Below are 24,052 nucleotides of genomic sequence, written 5' to 3' on the forward strand. Positions count from 1 at the left end.
ATGAATAAATTTTATATCTGGAGATAAATAGCTATATTTAAGAAAATCAGCTATTTAATGATTAGACCTTTACGCCATTTTTTTACACATAGTAATATTTTCAAGTTTAGCATTTGTATATTCTTATTAGGGACTCTTTTAAATTGTTCTGAGAGTAGAAATACTAACGCTGAAGATTCTCCCGAACTTGCAATTAATAAATATTCCAAATCTTTTTCAGAAATAAAAGAGGACGGGAAACTCACCGTTATTACCATTTATAATTCTACCAGTTACTTTTTATACCGCGGAAAACCGATGGGGTTTGAATATGAATTGGTGAAGAAACTAGCTGAACACTTAAAACTGGAATTAGATATAAAAGTTGCCGAAGATATCGATCATTTATTTGATATGCTGAATGCCGGCGAAGGCGATTTAATAGCCTTTGGGCTTTCGGTGACTGAAGACCGAAAAAAGCTGGTGAATTTTACCGATTATCATTACCTCACCCATCAGGTTTTGGTGCAGCGCCGTCCGGAAGATTGGCGAAGATTACCGATGTACAAAATAAAAAAGCAAACGATCAATGATCCTATCGAGATGATTGGGAAAACAGTGCACGTACGCAAAAATTCGTCTTATTTTGAACGATTGGAGAATTTAGAAGACGAGATTGGCGGGCAGATCGATATTCAGTTAGTGCCGGGCAATAAAACTACCGAAGATATTATTAAAATGGTGGTGAATGAAGAGATTGATTATACCATTGCCGACTATAATATTGCGGCAATCAATCAAACCTACAATCCGATTCTGGATATTGATACCGAGATCAGTTTTTCGCAACGCATTGCTTGGGCAGTTCGAAAAAATTCCCCTGAACTATTAGCTGAAATTAATGCGTGGTTAAAAAATATCAAGAAAAAAGACTTTTACTATGTGGTTTACAATAAATATTTCAAAAACAAGAAATCGTACAGACGCCGAATTAAAAGTCAGTTTTACAGTAAAAATGAAGGAAAAATTAGTCAGTACGACGAAATTGTAAAAACCAATGTAGAACGATTAGGTTGGGACTGGCGATTGCTGAGTTCTCAGATTTTTCAGGAATCTCGTTTTAAACCCAATGAAAATTCTTGGGCTGGGGCAGGAGGTTTAATGCAAATTATGCCGGCCACAGCGAAAGATTTAGGAATTTCTGATATTACAAATCCTGCTCAAAATATTAGAGGCGGTACCAAATATTTAGAACAGTTAATGGAGAAGTTTACAAACGTAACAGATAGTATTCAAAAAATAAAATTTACCCTTGCCGCTTATAACTGTGGTTTAGGTCACGTTCGTGATGCTCAACGATTGGCCAAAGCTTTTGATGAAGATCCATACCAATGGGACGATAATGTAGAAGATTATATGCTGAAGTTAAGCTCACGCGAATTTTTTAGTCGGCCGGAAGTAAAATACGGTTTTGTAAGAGGTCGAGAACCTTTTTTATATGTAAAAGAAATTTTTTTGCGTTACGAACATTATAAGAAATTAATCCCTTTTGAAACTCCGGAAACCAACACCAAAGTGGCTTCAAATTAACTAGAGTTTAACTTCAAAAATCTTTCTGTTCAGCCCTTACTTAATAATTTAGGGATAAAAACAAATTGTTTCTAATTGAATCAAAAATAAAACTATGGCTAACCGAAGAAATTTTATACAAAAGTCAATTTTAGGTTCTGCCGGAATACTGGCGGCACCTTCCATATTAAGTGCAGCAAGCACAGCTAGTGATGCCATTCCTTCAGCAAAAATCAAAAATAACCATTTACGAGAAAAATTTAAACCCGAATGGAAATTTGGGATGGGTGGCGTTGCTGCCGGAAATGGGTTTCACGTAAATTCAGATGAAGAAATTCGTGGCGCAATGGATGCTGCTTGGGAAAATGGAGTTCGTTATTTCGATACCTCACCTTGGTATGGGTTAGGCATAAGTGAACGTAGAATGGGAAGTTATCTTTTCAATAAAAACCGTGAAGATTTTGTGCTATCTACCAAAGTGGGAAGATTATTAATACCCGATGCTAACTTTAGTATGCCCGATGGTTTATGGAAAGGAAAGTTAAATATGAATTACACATACGATTATTCCGCAGCGGCCACCAGAAAATCGGTTGAAGATAGTTTACATCGTTTAGGTTTGGCTTATTTGGATATTGTTTTTATTCACGATTTATCACCCGATAATCCTGATTTCTCTAGAAGTGATTATGAAAAATATTTTGAACAAGCCAAAAATGGCGCGATGCCCGAGCTCACCAAAATGCGAGAAGAAGGTTTAATTAAAGCTTGGGGATTGGGCGTAAATACTACCGAACCCATTTTAGAAACCATTAAAGTGGCCGATCCTGATATTTTCTTGTCGGCCAAACAATATTCGTTGATCTATCACGAAGATGATTTAAATAATGTTTTTCCGGTATGCGAGCGAGAAGGAATTAGTATTGTGGTTGGAGCACCCTTTAATTCCGGATTTTTAGCAGGGAAAGATCGGTTTGATTATAGCAAAGATATTCCTGAAAAATACCTAGAAAAAAGAGCTGAATTACAAAAAGTAGCCGATAAATATAAGGTAGATTTAGCTACGGCAGCACTTCAGTTTTGTGCCGCGCCTGCTGTTGTTTCAAGTGTTATTCCCGGAGCAAGTTCTGCGGCGCAGTCGTCGGCGAATGCAAAATCGATGTCGGTGAACATACCATCTGATTTTTGGAAAGAATTAAAAACAAAAGGTTTAATAGCTCAAAATGCACCAGAACCCAAATAATGATGAAAACCAATTTATATTGTATAGTCTTAGCACTTTTTTTTCAACCTGTTGTAGCACAAGAATATCATAGTGATAATCTAGAAACCGTAGCCAATTTAGGCGAATATATGGCCATTGGTCTAAGCGTTTCCGCTGATAATCGCGTTTTTGTTTCGTTTCCTTATAGAGAAGGTAAGCCTTATAAATATGGTTTAACAGAAATTATTGAGGATAAAACTGTTCCATATCCTAACAAAGCGTGGAATACACATGCTGGTAACGAGAAAAAACGCTTTGTAAAAGTGCAAGATTTGTATGTAGATGCAAATGATATGCTTTGGGTACTCGATTCAAAACCATCATCTGGCGGATCTATTTTTGGTGATGACGGAAAAGCGGAAGCAGGAAAGTTTAAATTGCTGAAAATCAATTTGAAAACTGATGAGGTTGAACATGTCTATTATTTTGAAGATTTAGACAAAACAGTTTCCGGCTTGAATGATATTCGAATTGATACCGATAAACAGCTTGGGTATCTTTCAGATCCCGGACAAGCAGCAGTGGTAATTCTAGATTTAAAAACCGGAAATACACGCACGGTTTTACAAGATATCGAAGCTACTAAAGCGAATCCGGAGGTAGTTTTGACATATCACGGAAAAGAAATGCGTAACAAAGATGGAAAGCCGTTTAGCTCGAATGTAAATGGAATTGCGCTGACTTCAGACAACAAGTATTTCTACTTTAAACCCATTAATAAATTGAATTTGTATAGAATTGAAACCAAATTTTTAACCGATGCTTCGCTTTCTGAACGTGAGCTGGAAGCAAAAGTAGAAGATATGGGCGAAGTTGGTATTACTCACGGACTGATAGCCGACCAAAAAGGGAACGTTTATTTAACCAATTCTGTAGACTATTCAGTAAAATATTTCAGTCCGAAAGATGGCAAAGTACATACGTTGGTTCAGGATTCTAGATTGCTTTGGCCCGATTCTTTAGGCATAGGCAGTGATGGATTTTTGTATTTTTCGTGTTCGCAATTGCAACGCCAATCGGTTTGGAATGATGGCGAGTCTAAAGTTGAATTTCCGTATCAGATATTCCGAGTAAAACTTCCATAGAAAATTTACTCGATCATCAAGATTAAATGTTTAAAGCCTTGCTAGGAAATAAAAATGTTTCTATTGAACGCCTCGTAAGATCGCTTTTAGAAAATTTATTGTAAACTTTGAGAGAAGCTTAACACAAAGACTAACCTTCTTTTGATATATTTGTATCGTTCGCGATTTAATCGTAAATGAATTAAAAAATAAATAGTTATGAAAACACAATATCAAACCACAGTAGAAGCAACCGGAGGAAGAAACGGACACGTAAAAAGTGAAGACGGATTTGTAGATTTTGACGTGCTAATGCCGAAAGAATTAGGCGGAAATGGAGGAGCTACCAATCCCGAGCAATTATTTGCAGCAGGTTACGCAGCTTGTTTTGATAGCGCTTTAAATTTAGTGATGAGCAAAGCCAAAGTAAAACCCGAAAATCCAACAGTAGTAAAAGCTACCGTAGGAATTGGCCCAAATGATGAAGGAGGATTTCAATTAGCCGTAAAACTTGCGGTAGAAATTCCCGGAGTTGAGAACGAAAAAGCGCAAGAATTGGTAGAACAAGCACACCAAGTTTGTCCGTATTCTAACGCCACTCGCGGAAATATTGAAGTAGAATTAGAAGTGATTTAAATTCAATAGTTCGTCACCCTGAACTTGATTCCGGGTCTCATCGTGAAAAGTTACTGGTCAGACTAAACAAGTTACCTAATTTTCTTCGACTTAAAAGTGAACAGGAACTAAAACTAATATTTAAAAATCCCTTTTTGCTTTACTGCGGAAAGGGATTTTTTTTATTAATTTTCCAATTGAAAAATAGGGCTGTAAACCTCAAAAATTGCTGAAAAATGAGTGAGAAATATGAAAATTTAAAACTGGAAAATCAACTTTGTTTTCCGTTGTATACGGCTTCGCGCTTAGTGATTCAGCGATATCAGCCAATGTTGAAAGAGTTAGATCTTACCTACCCGCAATATTTGGTGTTAATGGTGCTGTGGGAAAAAGATGAGGTAAATTTAAGTACAGTTGCAGAGAAACTTCAGTTACAATCTAACACTTTAACGCCGCTTTTAAAACGACTTCAGCAACGCGGATTTTTAGAAAGAAAACGTTCTGAAGCCGATGAGCGTAATATTGTAATAACCCTAACCGAAAAAGGAAAGGCTTTAAAAGACCAGGCTTGCGATGTACCAGAAATGTTAGCCGAACAACTTCCATTATCCTTAGATGAAGCCAAAGAATTATACCGATTGTTATATAAAATGATTGGGAAGATGAGTGAAAAGTAGTTCATTTAAAAACATTTTCAGAATTAACTAGAAACTAACAAGGATTTTAAGAATTGGATTTATCTTTAGGAAGTAAAACGAATTTAGATGAATAAAATTGGAGTTTGCTCTTGGATTTTGGGGATTGAAGATCCTCATAAATTAATGGAAAAAGTAAAATTATTAAATCTTGACGGGATACAGTTTTCTGGGGATTGGCGTAATTACGATGCTAAAGAAATAAGAGCCGCGGCAGATCATTTTGAAATTGAAATTTTTGCCATAGATCCTTATAACTGTGCTCCACCGATTTTAGAGGAGGCGAATAAATCATCGGCAATCGAGTTTTATAAAAAGATGATAGATTTTGCAGTTGAGACAGATGTGCCGGTAGTTACGTTACAAGGTTTAGCGCAGTGGACTATTAATTGTCCTAATGCTGAAGAAAGTTGGTCGATGTTAGTGGAGTGCTGCAAAACTTTAGATGCCTATGCACAGCTCAAAAAAGTGAAATTAGCTTATGAGTGTGTTAATAGATACGAATCGACGATGATCCACACAGTTTCAAAAGGTTTAGATTTAATAAATGCTGTTGGCCACAATAATTTTCGTTTAATATTGGATAGTTTTCATATGCATATCGAAGAAAGCGATCCAATACAGGCGATAAAAGAAGCTTCTGATTTTATGTTTAGTTATCAGATTTCAGATTCTAATCGATCTGGAATAGGCAGAGGGCAGGTAGATTTTGTAAATCATCATGCTGTTTTAGAGGAATTAAATTTTGAAGGCACAATAATGATTGAAGTCGTTTTACCTGAATTGGTTCCTAATACAACTCCACAGACACCATCACAACTAGAGCGATTAGATGAAGAAATAAGAAGGAGTGCAAGAGTATGGCGTAATTTAAAAGAGAACTAAAATCACCCATAGTACATTTTAATAATAAAAAGAAAAACCGAATCTTAATAATCGATTCGGTTTTCTTTTCTGTCCCATTTTTCAAAAACAGGTAAAGCTTCTTCTCGAATTATATTTTCAAAAGGGACTTTTCTATTTTCTATATCCTTATCTAATTCTTCGTAGATAAACTGGTCGTCGAATCCAATTTTTGCAGCATCATTGTGGTTTAATGCATAAAAGACTTTTTTTGGTCTGGCCCAGTAAATCGCACCCAAGCACATTGGGCAAGGTTCGCAGCTTGTGTATAAAATGCAATCTTCTAATTGAAAAGTATTTAAGTTTTCGCAAGCTCTTCTTATCGCAGTAATTTCAGCGTGAGCAGTGGGGTCGTTACTAGAAGTAACGATATTCCATCCTTCAGCAACAATTTCCCCGTCTTTTACAACTACGGCTCCAAAAGGTCCTCCGGCGCCTGTATCCATTCCTTCCTCGGCCAGAGAAATAGCTCGTCGCATAAATTTTTTATCTTCTTCAGTCATAATTCTTCTTTTCTTTTTTCAAAATTAAATAAAAAAAGACAGTTTTTGAACTGCCATTTTATGGAATAGTTTTTTATAAAACCACGCCTTCAATTTCTTGTTGTTTTTCAGGAAAATTTTTATCCCCAATCATTTCCTTAAGATTGGTCTCTATAGTTAGACTAATAGCACTAAGGGGAGTGTCGTCCATTCTATTTTCAAAAGGATCTTCTGTTCTTTCTCCAATAGTATCCAATGCAAGGAAGATGAAATTGATAATTAAGGATAAAGGAATATTTATCCATCCTAAATCTTCAATAAAAGCAAAAGGCACCAATGTGCCATGAAGATATACAAATACTCTTGAGAAGAAGCTGTAGGGGCGAGGCATAGGAGTGTTTTTAATTCGCTCGCTCATACCTTGGTGATTATTAAATTCGGTTAGAGTTTCATCTAATCTTACAAATCTATAATCTGAAATCCATCCTTTTTTATAAGCATATTTTAAGTCTTCACTTTGCAGTTGTATTAGATAATTAGGTGGGTTATTTTTATCAAGAAAACTTTTAAATTCTTCAGCGCTTACAAAATCTTTTATATCATCATACCTGTTGGATCCTTCGTAAATTTCAGTTTTATTTTGATTGTAAGGATGTTTAATTCTAAGAAATACTCGCAGGGAATGTACAAAAGCAATGTGGCGATAAATAACATTTCTTTGCCAGTTTGCAAATTCTTGAGATTCCTCATTCTTTGTAGTAAAACTTAGACTAAGAATTTCTCGACCCCAGGCTCTGCTATAGTTAACCAATAGTCCCCAAATTTTACGAGCTTCCCACCATCTATCGTATGCGCTATTGTTTTTGAATCCCAAATAAATAGCAAGCGCTGTGCTTAATGTTGCAACGGCATTAAAAGGAATACTTAAGCTCTTCATCCCAAACTTAATGTGCAATATGTAAACCGCTAGTGATAAAACAAGAAAATAGAGCATAGGTTTCCACATGTAGAAAAAAACCTGCTTCCATTTTAAATTTCTGGCTACAATCATAGAAAATTTTTGATGAAGGTAGTTAAAATGGAAAAGGCAACTTTACTCTTTAGAAAAGATTATAGCTTTATTATGAAACTATATAAAATCACATAAAATTTCTAGCTATAGATCCAAAATTAGCAGGGAGATCTTTACCATTTTTTAAAGGTATAATTTGCGATAATTGCTTTCTCTGATCCAAAATCATTAAATACTCACCAATTAATTGAGCTAATAGCGTTCGATGCGATTTGCTAAGATGGGCCGTATTTATTTGAATATAGTCATCTTTAATTTCTAGATACTTTTTACCTATTGGATTCCAAAAACCTTTGATAGCAACTTTTTCATCCAAAGATTTTAGCGCTGTCAAAAAAATTAAACATTTTTCTTCTCCATAATTCTCTCGAAGGTATTTCTCAATTTCTAAAAAATAAAAACTACTTAACAATATTTCATTGGCACGATTAACAACTCTGGAAAGCTTTCTATTTCCACCATTGTAAATTAATTTCATTTTTGGTCTTTTGTTAGGGTTACATTTTTGGTCTATTAATTAATAGGTTAAATGAAAAAAAATCGTTCAATTCTTAAATCAATTCATATTGGATAACTATTTAAAATTAGCTTATATAAACTTGAAAATCAAAAAAATATACCTGTTTCTTTACTTTTGTGATTTTACTAGATTTTTATAAGAAATTTTTATTTTTTATTCTGAATAAGCTCTTAAATATTTGATCTTTTAAAAAATGTAGTAATCTAATTTATATTAGAAATGAAAAATACCTTATTTTTGTTTTCCGAACCATCATTTCAATCCAGTATATGAGTCAAAAAGTGCTACTTACCGCTAAAGAAGTACAAATTATTCTGCAACGACTGGCTTGCCAGCTTGTAGAAAATCATTCTGACTTTTCTAATACTGTTCTTATTGGAATTCAGCCACGTGGTATTTTTTTACTGAAAAGACTTCAGGAAATACTAGAGAAGGAATACGAAATCAAAAATCTTAAAACGGGCCAATTGGATATCACTTTTTATCGTGATGATTTTAGAAGAAGTGATAAACCTTTAGAGGCCAATAAAACGAAAATTGATTTTGTAGTTGAAGAAAAGCGTGTTGTTTTTATTGACGATGTTCTTTATACCGGTAGAAGTATACGAGCAGCATTAACAGCGATTCAATCTTTTGGCAGGCCTAAAGAAATTGAGTTACTAAGCTTTATCGATCGTCGTTTTAGCAGACATTTGCCTATTCAGCCAGATTATAATGGAAGACAGGTTGATGCCATAAACGAAGAAAAAGTGTTAGTAAACTGGAAAGAAAATGAAGGTGAAGATATTGTTTACCTTATTTCAAAATAAAAAGCGTAATGAGCGAACTAAGTGTTAACCACTTATTGGGGATTAAGTACTTGCAAAAATCGGATATTGATTTAATTTTTAAAACTGCCGATCATTTTAAAGAAATTATTAACCGTCCTATTAAAAAAGTTCCTTCATTACGTGATATAACGATAGCTAATCTGTTTTTTGAAAACAGTACAAGAACCCGACTTTCTTTTGAACTTGCCGAGAAACGATTAAGTGCAGATACCATCAATTTTTCTGCCGCTTCTTCTTCAGTAAAAAAAGGAGAAACTCTTATCGACACCGTTAATAACATTCTTTCTATGAAGGTTGATATGGTTGTGATGAGGCATCCTAACCCTGGTGCCGGGATTTTTCTTTCAAAACATGTTAATGCCAGTATCGTAAATGCAGGAGACGGTGCTCACGAGCACCCAACACAAGCACTGTTAGATTCTTATTCTATACGAGAACGGTTGGGAGATGTTGCCGGTAAAAACGTAGTGATCGTTGGGGATATTCTTCATAGTAGGGTGGCACTTTCTAATATATTTGCTTTAAAACTTCAGGGAGCGAATGTAAAAGTTTGTGGACCTAAAACTTTAATTCCAAAATATATCGAATCTTTAGGAGTAGAAGTAGAAACTAATCTTATAAAAGCTTTAGAATGGTGCGATGTCGCTAATATGTTACGAGTGCAAAACGAGCGCATGGATATTAGTTATTTTCCTTCAACACGAGAATATACACAACAATTCGGTTTAAATAAGAAAATTCTCAACAACTTAAATAAAGAAATTGTAGTAATGCATCCCGGGCCCATTAATCGCGGAGTAGAGATTACCAGCGATGTAGCCGATAGCGATCAGGCAATTATTTTAGATCAGGTTCAAAATGGGGTTGCAGTAAGAATGGCTGTTATTTATTTATTAGCTTCAAAGATCAAGCAATAGATTTTATTTTTTAAATTAGTAGATCTTACTTAAAAAGAAGCTGATGAAAATTGAAAAGAAATCAAACTATCTATTAATTACGGATGCAAAAGATTCAATAACAGATTTTGCATCGCGTTTAACTACAAATCATCACGAATTTGAGGGTGAAAACGTTATTATAGATATTTTAAATCATGAGCAGTTAGAATTAGAGCAATTACTTGGATTCTTAGAACTTTCAACAGTACATCGTGCTCATAAAAAATCTTTCGTGATTGCCAATAATTCTATAGATATAGATAAAATACCAGAAGAATTATTCGTGGCACCAACATTAAAAGAGGCAGAAGATATTATCCAAATGGAAGAGCTTGAACGAGAGCTGGGATTTTAAATAAATTCTAGCCGTTTAAATTTATTCTGAATGAAGATTGACATATTAGGCTGTTATGCAGCCACGCCACGTTCGCTCACCAATCCTACATCGCAGGTTTTAACTTTGCAAAACCAAATGTTCCTTATTGATTGTGGGGAAGGAACCCAGGTACAGCTGCGTAAAAATAAGATCAAATTCGGCAAAATCGAGCATATTTTTATTTCGCATTTGCATGGTGATCATTTTTATGGTTTGATAGGTCTTATCTCTACATTTATGCTGCTGAACAGAGAGAAGGAACTGCATGTATATGGTCCCAAAGGAATTAAAGAAGTTATTTTGCTTCAACTTAAATTATCGAATGCCTGGACGCCATATCCACTTTATTTTCACGAATTATCTTCAACAAAGCCTGAGAAAATTTACGAAAATGAAAAACTCTCTGTAGAAACTATTCCGCTGGTGCATAGAGTGTACACCAATGGCTTTTTGTTCAAAGAAAAAGAAGGAGATCGTAAACTGTTAATCGAAGAAGCTCGAAAGCATAAGATCGATGTGGCACTTTTTAAAAGCCTTAAAAAGGGTAAAGATGTAATTTCTGAAGATGGCGAATTGATTAAAAACGAGATGGTAACCAAAGCTGGAGAGGCTCCTAAAAGTTATGCATTCTGTAGCGATACTGCTTTTTCTGAAGAAATTATTCCGCAGATAGCGAATATTGATGTGTTGTATCACGAATCTACCTTTTTGCAGGAACAATTGAAATACGCAGATCCTACTAAACATAGTACAGCAATGCAGGCCGCCATAATTGCGAAGAGAGCCAATGTAAAAAAACTGATTTTGGGACATTATTCTACGCGTTACCCTGATATTGAGCTTTTTAAATCTGAAGCAGAGCAAGTATTTCCAAATGTTTCTCTAGCAGAAGATGGTAAGAGTTTTGAGTTTTAATTCAGAGTAAAATAAGCTTCTTTAAATTTTTATAAAATATTGATAAAGCTAGACCTATTTTTTTCTGGCTTATTTCTAAAACTCGTAAATTGCAGTACGCTGCACCTACCAAGGTCTGCATGATTTTATAAATATTAAAATGACTTCGATTTCAAGATTTTCAAGTGAAATCTTAAATCAATCAAAACTGAAAAAATAAGCGATGAGCAAAAATCTTCAGGATTATAGACAATCTTACGAAAAAAGCGAATTATTAGAGAGCAGCATTCCAGATAATCCTTTTACTTTATTTGAGCAGTGGTTTAACGAAACCGAAGCCGAAGGCGGTTCAGGAGAAGTTAATGCTATGACGATTGCCACGGTTGGGTTGGATGGTTTTCCAAAATCTCGGGTAGTTCTTTTAAAATCATATAGCAAAGATGGTTTTATATTTTATACCAATTTTAATTCTGAAAAAGGAAAGTCTATTGCTAGTAATCCTCGTGTTTGTCTTTCGTTTTTTTGGCCGTCTACAGAGCGACAGGTAATTGTAAAAGGAATGGTGGAAAAAGTAGATGAAGAAACTGCCACTGAATATTACCACTCCCGTCCCAGAGGAAGTCAGCTAGGAGCTTGGGCATCGCCCCAAAGTTCAGAAATTGCATCTAGAGAGGTATTGGAAGAAAATCTCGCTGAGGTGGAGCAAAAATATGAAGGTAAAGAGGTTCCTAAGCCTCAACATTGGGGAGGCTATATTGTGAAACCTTTAAATATAGAATTCTGGCAGGGTAGAAAAAATAGGTTGCATGATCGAATTACTTTCAATTTAGAAGATGCGAAATGGAATTCTAAACGCTTAGCACCGTAATAATGAAACGTCTAGTAATAATAAGACACGGTAAATCGTCTTGGAAACATGATGTTGAAGATTTAGAGCGGCCTTTAAAGAAAAGAGCCTACAAAGATGCTGAAGTTGTTTTGAGCGTTTTTAAACCATATTACGATCAAAATGTCAATAAAGCTAAAGCTACTTTTTGGAGTAGCCATGCCGTAAGAGCTCATGAGACTGCTAAAATTTTTAAGGATAAATTGGCTGTGGATAATAAAGATTTTGAAGTGAAAGAAAGTCTATATACTTTTAATTACTCCCGATTAAAGAAAGTGATTCAAAATGCTCCAGATTCCACAGAAACACTTATCATTTTTTCGCATAATCCGGCAGTTACCAGTTTTGTAAATAATGCAGGGCATGCCACATATGATAATATACCTACTACCGGCTTGTGCGTTATCGAATTTAATGAGGATAGTTGGCAATCCATTTCATCAGGTAAAACATTATTAACTTTATTTCCAAAGAATTTACGCTAAGTATGCAGGAAAATAAATACATCAATCGAGAATTAAGTTGGCTTCAATTTAATAATAGGGTTTTGCAGGAAGCGGAAGACGAATCGGTACCGCTTATAGAACGTCTTCGATTTTTAGGGATTTTCAGTAATAATTTAGATGAATTCTTTAAAGTGCGTTACGCTACAGTAAAACGTATTGATTTAGCGGGAAAAACGGGAAAAAGTGCATTAGGTGGTGTAAAAGCAAGTAAATTACTTGAGGATATTACCAAGGAAGTAATTAAACAACAATCTGAAAGTTTAAAAATATTAGATAAAATTCAGCATAGACTTCGTGATGAGCATGGCATTTGCGTTATTAATGAAAAAGAAGTTTCTGAATCGCAGCAAAAATTTGTAAAAGATTATTTTCTGTCTCATGTAAGTCCGGCGCTTGTTACGATCGTTTTAAATGATTTAGAAGAATTACCCAGCTTAAAAGATAGTGCAGCTTATCTAGCGGTCACGATGGAAATGAAGTCTCCAAAATCGTCAAGAAAACTTACAAATATTGTTAGCAAAAAAGAGCGTAAATATGTTTTAATCGAAATTCCAAGGAGTATCGAGCGCTTTGTAATGTTGCCATCAGATGATGAGAAGCAGTATATAATTATCTTGGACGATCTTATTAGATATAACCTAAATAGCATATTTAATATTTTTGAATATGAAACCATCTCGGCACATATGATAAAAATTACCAGAGATGCCGAGCTGGATATTGATAGTGATCTGAGTAAAAGTTTTATTGAAAAAATTTCTGAAAGTGTAAAAGATAGAATTAAAGGAGATCCTGTTCGTTTCGTTTACGATAAAAATATAGATAAGGATACCTTAAAATATTTAATGAATAAAATGGGAATAGATCATGCCGATAGTATTATTCCCGGTGGTAGATACCATAATAGGCGTGATTATATGGGATTTCCTAGATTAGGTAGCAAAAAGTTGCTTTATGATACTAAAGAAGCCTTACCCATCCCGGGATTAGCATTACAAGCCAGCTTAATAAACGGGGTAGGTAAAAAGGATCATTTGCTTTATGCACCTTACCAAAGTTTCTCTTATGTCGTTAAATTTTTGCGTGAAGCTGCTTTAGATCCTCGCGTAAAAACAATAAAGATCACAATATACCGCCTCGCCAAAATATCGCATATTGCCAGTTCTTTAATAAATGCAGTTAAAAATGGCAAAAAGGTACTGGTACAAATAGAGCTTAGAGCGCGTTTTGATGAAGCTGCCAATATCAAATATGCCGAGCAGATGCAGCGAGAAGGAGTAAAGCTTATATTTGGCGTTCCCGGCTTAAAAGTACACTGTAAAACCTGTGTAATAGAACGTGAAGAAAGTAATGGTAAATTAAAGAAATATGGCTTTATAAGTACTGGAAACTTTAACGAGTCTACGTCTAAAATGTATACTGATTATACCTTGTTTACCGCTAATCAGGAGATTTTAAAAGAAGTGAACAAAGTTTTCGACTTTTTTGAAACCAATTATAAAGTAAGTAAATACCGCCATTTAATTGTTTCTCCGCACTATACAAGAACAGTGTTGAATAAGCTTATTCAAAATGAAATAGATAATCAATTACAAGGGAAAGCAGCCGGCATAAAGTTAAAGCTCAATAGTCTTTCAGATTATCCAATGATCGATAAATTATACCAGGCAAGTCGAGCCGGCGTGAAGGTAAAGCTGATAGTAAGAGGAATTAATTGTTTAATTCCGGGAGTACCAGGTATGAGTGAGAATATCGAGTCGATAAGTATAATAGATAAATTTTTGGAACATCCCCGCGTTTATATCTTTGAAAATGCAGGAAACCCTAAAGTATTTATTTCTTCAGCAGATTTAATGAACAGGAACTTAGATAATCGCGTAGAAATTGCCTGTCCTATTTACGATCACGACATCAAGCAGGAAATCATTGATGGTTTCGAAATTAGTTGGAGTGACAATGTGAAAGCTCGTGTTTTTTCAGAAAAGCAAAATAATGCTTACCGTAAAAAGACAAAACCTATAATTCGTTCTCAGGAAGCTTTATACGATTATTATGTAAATAAGAATGAAAATTTTAAACAGTGATAGTACAAAAGAATTATGCCGCTATAGATATTGGCTCTAACGCCATAAGATTGTTAATATCAACCATTACTGAAAAAGAAGGAATAGAACCCAATTTTAGAAAAACTTCTTTGGTACGTGTCCCTATTCGCTTGGGAGCCGATGTATTTTTGAAACAAAACATATCAGAAAATAATCAAAACCGAATGCTGGATGCCATGCATGCCTTTAGTTTATTGATGAAAGCGCATGGTGTAGAAAAATACAAAGCTTGTGCGACTTCGGCAATGCGAGAAGCTAAAAACGGTGATGAGGTTACAGAGATGCTCAAAGAAAAAACTGGTGTAGAGATTGAAATTATAGACGGTACACACGAAGCTGCTATTATTGCTGCTACAGATTTACATGCTTTAATTCAGGATGATCATAATTACCTTTATGTAGATGTGGGTGGGGGAAGCACCGAGTATACGTTTTACAGTAATGGTAAAAGCATCGCTTCACGTTCTTTTAAAGTGGGTACGGTGAGATTATTAAATGATCTGGTAGAAAATAAAACCTGGCGAGAAATGGAATCTTGGGTAAGGGAAAACTCGAAAGGCCTAGAGGATATTAGCTTAATTGGTTCTGGTGGAAATATCAACAATATTTTTAAGAATAGCGGTAAAAAGGATGGAAAACCTTTAAGTCTTTCCTATCTAAAGAAATACGATGAATTATTAAATAGTTATACCTACGAGGAAAGAATAACTGAATTAGATTTAAAAAATGACCGTGCAGATGTTATAATTCCTGCTTCCAGGATTTATTTAAATTCTATGAAGTGGGCAAAAGCAGCACAAATATTTGTACCTAAAATAGGTTTGGCAGATGGAATTATTAAATCCCTTTACCATTCTAGTTAGCTAGAATTAATACTTCGGAAATAAAAAATGGCGGTAAATTATTACCGCCATTTTAATATCGTAAATAAGGATTAACCGTGAATAGTTTCTTTACTTCCTAAGCCCTGGATCATTTTCCCTTCAAATTCTAAAAGATCGTTCCATTTTTTATCTACAATTTCTCGATCACCATATTTTCGGGCAAATTTTAGAAACATTGTATAGTGATTGGCTTCACTAATCATTAAATTTTTATAAAATTCGGCTAATTCTTTATCTTCAAGCTTTTCGCTAAGCAATCTAAAACGTTCACAACTTCTGGCTTCAATAAGTCCTGCAATTAATAATCGATGAATAAGCTGAGTTTCCCGGCTTCCACCTTTAGGAAAGAATTTTAAAAGCTGAACTACATATTCGTCTTTACGATCCCATCCCATTTCAATATTTCGTTCTAAAATTTTATCATGCACCATTTTAAAGTGTCCCATTTCTTCACGAGACAACGCTACCATGGCAGTAACCAACTCTGGATATTCAGGATAGGTTACGATAAGTGATATAGCCGTTGAAGCAGCTTTTTGCTCACACCAGGCGTGATCTATTAAAATTTCTTCAATATTTTTATTGGCAATATCTGCCCATCTGGGATCTGTAGGAAGTTTTAAACCAAGCATAATTATACGTCTAAATCAAAAGTTGTTCGTAATTTATCTAAAAGCGGATTTTTTTCTTTTAGCTTATTGTACTTTTCTATTGGCGTAAATACAAATTTTTTCGCAGTGGTTTCGTTCACATCGATCACCAAAGAAATAGTAGTGTTCTTTAACCTCGCCTTTAAGAAGCCCATCAATTTATGTTGACCTCTTTCTAAATCCATTTTCATCGATTCGGCGGGCAGTTCTAAATGAATTTCGTTATTTCCTTTTAGCGTCGGAAGATCTGTCTCTAAAATTGATGCTAAAATTTTTTCTCCATGTTTCTTTAATCGGTGCACGTAATCATCCCAAGCAGCTTGTAATTGAGCTTCAGTAAATTTCTCGGTCATTACCGCTTCGCGCTCTGGTGCTTTATCTTTTACCTGTGCTTCAAGCTCTTTTTTCTTTCGAATGCTCGCAAGAGAAAGTCCAGAAACCCGTTCTTTTTTTATTTCAGGATCAGTAACTGGCTTTGTTTTTGGAGCTTCGTTCTGTTCAGGTTCAATTTTAGTGCTTTCAGTCTTTTTAAATTCTTCTTCAGAGGTTTTTGGAACTTCATTGCTGAAGTATTCCTGATTTTCCGGTTTTGTTTCTGGTAAGCAACTATCGTTTTCTGTACGATTTTCTACAGAAGGTTGTTGTGAGATTTCAGGGGCAGCATTATTTTGTCCATATTCGTTATTTCTGATAATCGATTTTTCTTCTTTTGAGATCGATTTAGCAGGTTGTTCGAACTGGGTAGCCGGAACTATTTTAGGATTGCTGTTTTTTTTTTCTCCGTCGAAGGTGACAGAGGCAATTTGCATTAATGTTAATTCGACCAAGAGTCGTTGATTTCGACTACTTTTATATTTCAAATCACATTCATTAGCCAAGTCTATTGCCTGAAGCAAAAATTGCTGAGAGGTCTTTTGAGATTGTTCGAAATATTTTGCTTTAGTCTGCTCACCAACTTCTAAAAGCTGAATGGTTCTTTGATCTTTACAAACCAATAGATCCCTAAAATGGGAAGCTAAGCCGGCGATAAAATGATGACCATCAAATCCATTGGATAAAATATCATTAAATAATACCAGCAATTGCGGAATGTTATTTTCTAAAAGAAGATCAGTTACCTGCATGTAGGTATCGTAATCTAATACATTCAGGTTTTCTGTGACGGCCTGTCTTGTTAGGTCTTTTCCGCTAAAACTTACTACACGATCGTAAATAGAAAGCGCATCACGCATCGCACCATCTGCTTTTTGAGCAATAATTTGTAGCGCATCTTCTTCTGCATTAACGCCTTCCTGCTCAGTGATATATTTTAAATATTCTTTAGCGTCTGTAACCGTAATTCTTTTGAAATCAAATATCTGGCAACGCGAAAGAATTGTTGGGATTATCTTGTGTTTCTCGGTTGTGGCGAGGATAAAAATCGCATGTTTTGGTGGTTCTTCTAAGGTCTTCAGAAATGCATTAAAAGCCGAAGTAGATAACATGTGAACCTCGTCGATAATATACACTTTATATTTCCCTACCTGAGGCGGTATCCTAACCTGATCGATAAGGTTTCTAATATCATCAACCGAGTTGTTAGAGGCGGCATCCAGCTCGAAAATATTAAAAGCAAAATCTTCATCAGGACTTTGGGTGCCGTCATGATTAATCATTTTTGCCAAGATTCGGGCACAGGTAGTTTTTCCCACTCCACGCGGACCAGTAAATAATAAAGCCTGCGCTAGGTGATTGTGAGCAATAGCATTAGCCAATGTATTGGTTATTGCCTGCTGCCCAACTACATCTTTAAAGGTTTGTGGCCTGTATTTACGTGCCGAAACTACAAAATGCTCCATCTAACAAGTTTGAAAGGCAAATATAAAAATCACCTGCTTAACTTCTAAAATCTGAAGTAGTATTTATAAACAAATCATCAATTTTATAAAAGTTGGTTGAAAAAGAGATAACCGTATAGAAGATGGAAAATAGAAATGAGAAGGCGTAAAATTAAATGATATCTTTTTTAAAGAGACATGAGCCAAAAATGTTTTAATTTGAAAATCTGTTAATGCGTGGGTTTGAAAATATTTAAATAGTCTTTTTGAAGGAATGCAAAGAATTATAAGGACCTGTCTTCAGCTTGAACTTAATTCAGCGCCTCATTATAAGATTCCAGATCAATTGCGGAATGACGAAAATGCTATGATGTTAGAAATCGTGAATAAAGAATTGTTTTTTCTGCTTACCCCCATCCGTAAACGGTAAACTTTTCTCTAAACTTTCAATTTAAATTAAATACATTTGCAGCCAAGCAGGTCGGCCCTATCGCTAAGCTCATATTTGCGGCTTAGAGGAAAGTCCGGACACCGTAGAGCAGCATAGTGGGTAACGCCCACCGGTCGTGAGGCCAGGACAAGTGCAACAGAAAGAATGTACAGGTAATGCTGTAGTGAAACCAGGTAAACTCTATGCGGTGCAATGCCATGTAAACCAACACTATCAAATTGCTCGTTTGTCGTTGGAGGGTAGGCAGCTAAAGATCTTTGGTAACAAGGTTCGCAGATAAATGACTAGGGCATCCTGATGTATTTCAGGGTGAACAGAATCCGGCTTACAGACCTGCTTTTTTATATACTCTTACATAATCTATTAAAAATTCTTGCGGAAAAATATCATTATCGATTTCTCCCGCCCAATTTCCTCCTAAAGCCAAATTTATAATTAAGAAAAATGGCTTTCTAAAAGGATTATTTTCAGTATCCGCTTCATCAATCTTAAAAGTATAATAGATATGATCGTCAAAAGAAAATTCTATTTTTTCTGAATCCCAGTTTATTCCATAGCGATGAAAATCTTCAGTAGGGGAGGTTTCTAGGCTTAATTGCTCTCCTTCGCTTTTTATTTTAGAATCTTTCCCGTGTGGATAATGCACTGTTGCATGGATGGAATTTGGATCTTTCCCCACAAATTCTAAAATGTCGATTTCGCCACTATAAGGCCATTCGACATCATAAAAGTTGGATCCTAGCATCCAAATTGCCGGCCAAACGCCTTTTCCCTGCGGAAGTTTAGCACGCACTTCAATTTTACCGAATTTAAGATCGAATTTTTTGTGCGTATGTAAACTTGCTGATGTGTAAAAAGCCTTTTCTGTATTATAACGGTAGTTTTGAATATCTGGATCGTATTTTCTATTACGATATTCTTCTTTTCTAGCGATGATTTTTAGAACATCATCCTTAACAATGGCATTCTTTTTTCTTTCCGTGTAGTACTGCTCTTCAAGATTACGAACAAAGCCGGTTTCATGTGTCCATTTATCTTTATCGGGTTTGCCGCGATAATCAAATTCATCGCTCCAAATCAACTCGTATTCCTGGGCACTCATACTCATAGATAAAAAAGCTATGATTGCAAGAAAATAGTATAGAAAATTAGCTTTAGTATTTCTAATCTTCTTCACTAGTTTTATAAAAAAATGAAAAAACAGAACCTCCATAACCTCTCTTTTCTACAAAATTTGGGCCAGTAGATAAATCGGTGTGTTTTCCAGACTCTATAATTAACATTCCGTCTTCAGTAAGCAGATTATTTTCAAATACGAGAGCAGCGATTTTTAAAAATTCTTCTGTTGAAAAATTATAGGGAGGATCGGCAAATATTACATCTGCCTTAATAGGAGCTTTTTCTAAATATTTAAAAACATCGCTCTTTATCGCGGTAATGGAGTAATCTAACTCGTTAGCTGTTTTTTTAATGAATTTTACACATTCATAATTTCCATCTATCGAAGTGATTTTTTCAGCTCCTCGAGAAGCAAATTCGTAAGAGATATTTCCTGTTCCAGAAAATAGGTCTAAAATAGTTAAAGCACTAAAATGATAATGGTTATTAAGGATATTGAATAATCCTTCTTTAGCCATATCTGTTGTTGGCCGAACCGGTAATTTTTTGGGTGCTATAATTCTTTTTCCTTTATTACTTCCTGAAATGATGCGCATTTAGAGTGTATTTAAAAGTATGTATTCTTCAGATTTATTAATATTCCAACCTTCTTCGATTTCGTATGATATTTCTGAAGATAAAAAGATTATATGCTGAATGTAATCCTGAAGCAATTTGTAAATCTCGTCTTCTTTGTGAATTTCTCCACTTAGATTTAAACTGAATTTTTTAGGATCTAAGTTTAATTGCTCAGCAACAAAAAGAAGGTAATATAAATAATCTTCTCCTGTAGAATAACTAAAACTATTACATAGTAATAATTTCCCATCTTCAATAGCAAATAAGTCGAGTTGCTTATTGCGATTATGGGCGTAAATTTTTATGCCTTTGTGATCCTCAAAAGAAAGAAATTTATGCAGTAAAATAGACAGATGATGTGAATATTCGAATTCTCCATACTTTTCAAAAAAGTAATTTAGAATATTTGTATACGGAATATAAATATTTACAATTTGCTTATCGTCAATTTCATCTATGGCAACAAAATCTGTTTTTAGAATTTTAGTATTGAATTTTAGGTAGGAAGCAGCGGCATCTTCCTTAAACCATTTTTTGGGAACTAGTGTAAATAATGTATTGCAAAAACACAATTTCACCTCGTTAACGGGAGTTTTTAGTTGTGATTGCGTGTTGTATTCTTCTTCGATTTTTTGAAGAAGATTTATAGGATCCAGTTCTTTATCGAAGATTTTTTTGTGATAATAAACAATGGTGTTTGATTTTGTATTTAGGATACAAAAAGAAAGTCCATTCAGGCTAACCTGAATGGACAGTTTCAAAAAAATATTTTCTTGATTATTGGTCACCATATGTTTGTGGCCAGTTTCCAGTAGTACTAACTTCTTCCATAGAACCTACTTTGATATAACGACCATTTACTTCTTCTACAGATTGCGCTTCGTTCTCCTGAAGGATTAATTGTTTATCCTGATCGAAAAGAATTACACTTTTAGCAACTCTTGCTTCAAAAACCGGTATTTTGTTACCTCCTTTTGAAATAGATCCTGCTTCTAGCTCAATTTTACCATCGGCACCTTTAATTGGTATATTGATCATTTTAGTATAACGATCACGATCGCCTTTGTATAAAGAGTCTTTTACAGGTATGAAATCTAATGTATCAATAAGAACTTTTTCAATATACTCATCTACACCATAAGCCTTTTTGTACTCTTCATCTAATACGGTAGTATCTCTACGTTGAGTAATAGCAAATTCTGCTGTATCAATAAACTGAACTAATTTATCGAAATCATCTTCAAAACCACCCACGATTTCTTTATGAGCAAGTTCGGCAGATCTAATGTCTTTAAGGTGTTCAATTACTTTGGGGTAACGTTGTTCTTTAACCTTATTGAATTGAATTGGTCGGTATACAGCGTCGAAAGTTAACCAAGCCAGAAAAGCTATAACCGCCCACAATAGTAATTGAATTACAAGTCTCATGCTTTTAAGAAATTAATTTAAGTTATTAGAGTTATACGACAAATCTACAATTTTTTTTTATTCGTAAAAGTTTCTTGCCTAAAAATCCATGATTATCTTTGGTTTTTTGAAGATTCAGCTATGGAAAAACCGAATGTTTCAGCATTCTATAAAATTTTAATTAATGATTTGGGGTTTCAACCGCGTGCAAAACAGGATATTGCATTGCAACAACTCTCTAAATTTGCGGTAGATGGAAGTAATGAAGACCTTTTTTTACTTAAGGGGTTTGCAGGTACTGGTAAGACAACAATTATCAGTGCTTTGGTTAAAAATTTATGGAAAATAAAAAAATCTGGGGTGTTAATGGCACCAACGGGACGTGCAGCCAAGGTAATTGCCAATTACTCCAAGCGAGAAGCTTTTACTATTCATAAAAAGATCTATTTTCCTAAGAAAACAGGTGGTAGTGGAGTACAATTTGTGTTACAGCCCAATAAGCATAAGGATACTATTTTTATTGTAGATGAGGCTTCTATGATCGCAGATCATCCAGGTGATTCTAAAAACTTTGATAATGGCTCTTTGCTTGATGATGTTATTGAATATGTATACAGTGGGCGTAATTGCCAGTTGATATTTATAGGGGATACGGCTCAGCTACCACCGGTGAAAATGGATATGAGTCCCGCACTAGATCAAGATAAATTACGCACCGGTTTTTTTAAAGAAGTAGGAGATATCGAGTTAGACGAGGTTGTGCGGCAAAGTGAAGAAAGTGATATTCTGCATAACGCAACGCTTATTAGAGAAGCTATTCGAGAAGAATTTTACGATAGTTTTAAATTTGAATTAGGTCCTAAAGCCGATGTTGTTAGGCTGGTTGATGGTTATGAAATTATGGAAGCCATACAGGATGCCTATCATACTTTGGGGAACGAAGATTGTAGTATTATTGTTCGATCTAATAAACGCGCTAATCAATACAATCAGCAAATAAGATCCCGAATTATGTTTCAGGAAGAAGAAATTTCAGCGGGGGATTATTTAATGGTGGTTAAGAATAATTATTTTTGGGTAAAACCAACTTCAGAAGCAGGATTTATTGCCAATGGCGATATTGTAAAAGTTTTAGAGATTTTTGCCATTAAAGAGCTTTACGGATTTCGATTTGCTGAAGTTTCTGTACAAATGGTTGATTATCCAAAAATGAGGCCTTTTGAAACTGTGGTTATGTTAGACACTTTAACGAGTAATACTCCTTCACTAACTTTTGAAGAATCGAATCAACTATACCAGGAGGTAATGAAAGATTATGAAGAGGAAACTGCGAAGTATAAAAAATTTTTAAAGGTAAAGAATAATAAATATTTTAATGCACTACAGGTTAAATTCTCGTATGCCATAACTTGTCATAAAAGTCAGGGTGGGCAATGGAATACGGTCTTTATAGAACAACCTTATTTACCTAACGGAGTTGGGAAAGAATATTTGAGATGGCTGTATACGGCGGTTACACGTGCAACTGATAAACTTTATCTAATAGGTTTTAAAGATGATTTTTTTGTTACGCAGGATTAACGAAACTTAAACAGCGGTAGCATAATTAAAACCTTAATTTTGTAAAAAATAATCAAAAATTTTTGATGAAAGAAAAACTTAAGATAATAGCCATGATTCCCGCGCGCTACGACGCTTCTAGATTTCCTGGAAAATTAATGGAAGATCTAAACGGCAAGCCGGTAATCCAAAGAACATACGAAGCTGCAAAAAATACAGGACTTTTTGATGAGGTGTATATCGTTACCGATAGTGATAAAATCTTCGATACGGCTATAGCATTTGGCGGTAAAGTTATTAAAAGCAAGGAGGAGCACGATTGTGGCAGTGATCGTCTTGCAGAAGCCGTTCACGATATAGATGTAGATATTGTTGTTAATGTTCAGGGAGATGAGCCTTTTATCGATAAAAATAGTTTGATACGATTGCTAAATGTTTTTGCTGAGGACGATGCAGCCAGTATAGACTTGGCATCTTTAAAAGTTGGTTTAGAAGATAGCGATGAAATTACCAATCCTAATAATGTAAAGGTAATTACCGATAATAATGGCTACGCTTTGTATTTTTCGAGATTTCCAATTCCTTATCCAAGAAATACCGAAGCTAAAGTTATGTATTATAAACACATTGGCATTTATGCATTTAGAAAACAAGCTTTATTAGACTTCCGCAATTTGCCCATGCTTCAGTTAGAAAATGCTGAAAAAATTGAATGTATTCGGTATTTAGAATATGGTAAAAACATAAAGATGGTAGAAACCGAAATGCAAACAATCGGTATTGATACGCCAGAAGATTTAGATAAAGCAAGGAGTTATTTGAAGAATGATAACGATCAATAGATCGAC

The 24,052-nt window shown here is 34.8% G+C and carries 24 protein-coding genes, 1 other RNA gene and 1 pseudogene; 17 read left to right on the forward strand and 9 right to left on the reverse strand.

Annotation, left to right across the window (positions count from 1 at the left end):
• Positions 1-57: 57 nt before the first annotated feature.
• The 6 genes from PBT89_RS06560 to PBT89_RS06585 all read left to right on the forward strand — a co-directional run bounded on the left by PBT89_RS06560 (position 58) and on the right by PBT89_RS06585 (position 6,071).
• Entirely contained in the window at positions 58-1,569 is a 1,512-nt protein-coding gene (locus PBT89_RS06560; protein ID WP_270063941.1) for a transglycosylase SLT domain-containing protein, read from the forward strand.
• A gap of 94 nt (positions 1,570-1,663) precedes the next feature.
• Positions 1,664-2,791, forward strand: coding sequence for an aldo/keto reductase (locus PBT89_RS06565; RefSeq protein ID WP_270063942.1), 1,128 nt, complete (start codon positions 1,664-1,666; stop codon positions 2,789-2,791).
• Positions 2,791-3,897: an SMP-30/gluconolactonase/LRE family protein gene (locus PBT89_RS06570; protein ID WP_270063943.1), complete on the forward strand. Its 1,107-nt coding sequence runs from the start codon at positions 2,791-2,793 to the stop codon at positions 3,895-3,897. Before PBT89_RS06565 ends, PBT89_RS06570 begins: the two co-directional genes overlap by 1 nt.
• A 198-nt stretch (positions 3,898-4,095) precedes the next feature.
• Positions 4,096-4,512 (forward strand): organic hydroperoxide resistance protein, encoded by a 417-nt coding sequence (locus PBT89_RS06575; protein WP_270063944.1) that lies wholly within the window; start codon positions 4,096-4,098, stop codon positions 4,510-4,512.
• A gap of 215 nt (positions 4,513-4,727) precedes the next feature.
• Entirely contained in the window at positions 4,728-5,168 is a 441-nt protein-coding gene (locus tag PBT89_RS06580; RefSeq protein WP_270063945.1) for a MarR family winged helix-turn-helix transcriptional regulator, read from the forward strand.
• Positions 5,169-5,255: 87 nt separating this feature from the next.
• On the forward strand, positions 5,256-6,071 hold the full coding sequence (locus tag PBT89_RS06585) for a sugar phosphate isomerase/epimerase family protein (protein ID WP_270063946.1): 816 nt from the start codon (positions 5,256-5,258) through the stop codon (positions 6,069-6,071).
• 44 nt (positions 6,072-6,115) lie between these two features.
• Here PBT89_RS06585 and PBT89_RS06590 read toward each other — a convergent pair whose 3' ends face one another.
• The 3 genes from PBT89_RS06590 to PBT89_RS06600 form a co-directional block, all read right to left on the reverse strand.
• Positions 6,116-6,592 (reverse strand): nucleoside deaminase, encoded by a 477-nt coding sequence (locus PBT89_RS06590; RefSeq protein ID WP_270063947.1) that lies wholly within the window; start codon positions 6,590-6,592, stop codon positions 6,116-6,118.
• Positions 6,593-6,665: 73 nt separating this feature from the next.
• Complete coding sequence (locus PBT89_RS06595) at positions 6,666-7,622, reverse strand: bestrophin family protein (RefSeq protein WP_270063948.1); 957 nt, start codon at positions 7,620-7,622, stop codon at positions 6,666-6,668.
• Between the two features lie 88 nt (positions 7,623-7,710).
• Positions 7,711-8,121 carry a hypothetical protein gene (locus PBT89_RS06600; RefSeq protein WP_270063949.1) on the reverse strand — a complete coding sequence of 137 codons (411 nt, stop codon included), beginning with the start codon at positions 8,119-8,121 and terminating at the stop codon, positions 7,711-7,713.
• 311 nt (positions 8,122-8,432) lie between these two features.
• Between PBT89_RS06600 and pyrR the strand changes: the two genes are divergently transcribed.
• The 8 genes from pyrR (at position 8,433) to PBT89_RS06640 (ending at position 15,561) form a co-directional block, all read left to right on the forward strand.
• Positions 8,433-8,972 (forward strand): bifunctional pyr operon transcriptional regulator/uracil phosphoribosyltransferase PyrR, encoded by a 540-nt coding sequence (gene pyrR, locus PBT89_RS06605; protein ID WP_270063950.1) that lies wholly within the window; start codon positions 8,433-8,435, stop codon positions 8,970-8,972.
• Between the two features lie 8 nt (positions 8,973-8,980).
• Positions 8,981-9,910, forward strand: coding sequence for an aspartate carbamoyltransferase catalytic subunit (locus tag PBT89_RS06610; protein WP_270063951.1), 930 nt, complete (start codon positions 8,981-8,983; stop codon positions 9,908-9,910).
• Between the two features lie 43 nt (positions 9,911-9,953).
• Entirely contained in the window at positions 9,954-10,286 is a 333-nt protein-coding gene (locus PBT89_RS06615) for a ribonuclease Z (RefSeq protein WP_270063952.1), read from the forward strand.
• Between the two features lie 30 nt (positions 10,287-10,316).
• Positions 10,317-11,222: a ribonuclease Z gene (locus tag PBT89_RS06620; RefSeq protein WP_270063953.1), complete on the forward strand. Its 906-nt coding sequence runs from the start codon at positions 10,317-10,319 to the stop codon at positions 11,220-11,222.
• A 202-nt stretch (positions 11,223-11,424) separates the two neighbouring features.
• Positions 11,425-12,069, forward strand: coding sequence for a pyridoxamine 5'-phosphate oxidase (pdxH, locus tag PBT89_RS06625; RefSeq protein WP_270063954.1), 645 nt, complete (start codon positions 11,425-11,427; stop codon positions 12,067-12,069).
• A gap of 2 nt (positions 12,070-12,071) precedes the next feature.
• Positions 12,072-12,572, forward strand: a complete 501-nt coding sequence (locus PBT89_RS06630; protein ID WP_270063955.1) for a SixA phosphatase family protein — start codon at positions 12,072-12,074, stop codon at positions 12,570-12,572.
• Positions 12,573-12,574: 2 nt separating this feature from the next.
• On the forward strand, positions 12,575-14,677 hold the full coding sequence (gene ppk1, locus PBT89_RS06635; RefSeq protein ID WP_270063956.1) for a polyphosphate kinase 1: 2,103 nt from the start codon (positions 12,575-12,577) through the stop codon (positions 14,675-14,677).
• Entirely contained in the window at positions 14,674-15,561 is an 888-nt protein-coding gene (locus tag PBT89_RS06640) for a Ppx/GppA phosphatase family protein (RefSeq protein WP_270058502.1), read from the forward strand. Before ppk1 ends, PBT89_RS06640 begins: the two co-directional genes overlap by 4 nt.
• A gap of 71 nt (positions 15,562-15,632) precedes the next feature.
• Here PBT89_RS06640 and PBT89_RS06645 read toward each other — a convergent pair whose 3' ends face one another.
• Together PBT89_RS06645 and PBT89_RS06650 are read right to left on the reverse strand one after the other, a co-directional pair.
• Entirely contained in the window at positions 15,633-16,214 is a 582-nt protein-coding gene (locus PBT89_RS06645; protein WP_270058501.1) for a tRNA-(ms[2]io[6]A)-hydroxylase, read from the reverse strand.
• Positions 16,215-16,216: 2 nt separating this feature from the next.
• Entirely contained in the window at positions 16,217-18,070 is a 1,854-nt protein-coding gene (locus PBT89_RS06650) for a DNA polymerase III subunit gamma/tau (protein ID WP_270063957.1), read from the reverse strand.
• Between the two features lie 452 nt (positions 18,071-18,522).
• On the opposite strand from PBT89_RS06650, the gene rnpB reads away from it, so the two are divergent.
• An RNA gene (gene rnpB, locus PBT89_RS06655) (RNase P RNA component class A) lies at positions 18,523-18,844 on the forward strand.
• Between the two features lie 110 nt (positions 18,845-18,954).
• On the opposite strand, the pseudogene PBT89_RS06660 reads toward rnpB, so the two are convergent.
• From PBT89_RS06660 to PBT89_RS06675, 4 genes and pseudogenes are all read right to left on the reverse strand, one after another.
• Positions 18,955-19,713, reverse strand: a pseudogene (locus PBT89_RS06660) (glycoside hydrolase family 16 protein); the annotation flags it as partial.
• A complete protein-coding gene (locus PBT89_RS06665) occupies positions 19,664-20,215 on the reverse strand; it encodes an RsmD family RNA methyltransferase (RefSeq protein ID WP_270063958.1) in 552 nt (183 codons plus the stop codon). The gene PBT89_RS06665 and the pseudogene PBT89_RS06660, both read right to left, overlap by 50 nt.
• Positions 20,216-20,998, reverse strand: a complete 783-nt coding sequence (locus tag PBT89_RS06670) for a DUF3822 family protein (protein WP_270063959.1) — start codon at positions 20,996-20,998, stop codon at positions 20,216-20,218.
• Positions 20,999-21,014: 16 nt separating this feature from the next.
• On the reverse strand, positions 21,015-21,665 hold the full coding sequence (locus PBT89_RS06675) for a hypothetical protein (RefSeq protein ID WP_270058497.1): 651 nt from the start codon (positions 21,663-21,665) through the stop codon (positions 21,015-21,017).
• A gap of 120 nt (positions 21,666-21,785) precedes the next feature.
• Here PBT89_RS06675 and PBT89_RS06680 point away from each other — a divergent pair, with 120 nt between their 5' ends.
• Complete coding sequence (locus PBT89_RS06680; RefSeq protein WP_270063960.1) at positions 21,786-23,225, forward strand: ATP-dependent DNA helicase; 1,440 nt, start codon at positions 21,786-21,788, stop codon at positions 23,223-23,225.
• 65 nt (positions 23,226-23,290) lie between these two features.
• Positions 23,291-24,046 (forward strand): 3-deoxy-manno-octulosonate cytidylyltransferase, encoded by a 756-nt coding sequence (gene kdsB, locus PBT89_RS06685; RefSeq protein ID WP_270063961.1) that lies wholly within the window; start codon positions 23,291-23,293, stop codon positions 24,044-24,046.
• Positions 24,047-24,052 lie beyond the last annotated feature (6 nt).

Origin of the sequence: Zunongwangia sp. HRR-M8 (assembly GCF_027594405.1) — a bacterium.
Lineage (GTDB): Bacteria > Bacteroidota > Bacteroidia > Flavobacteriales > Flavobacteriaceae > Zunongwangia.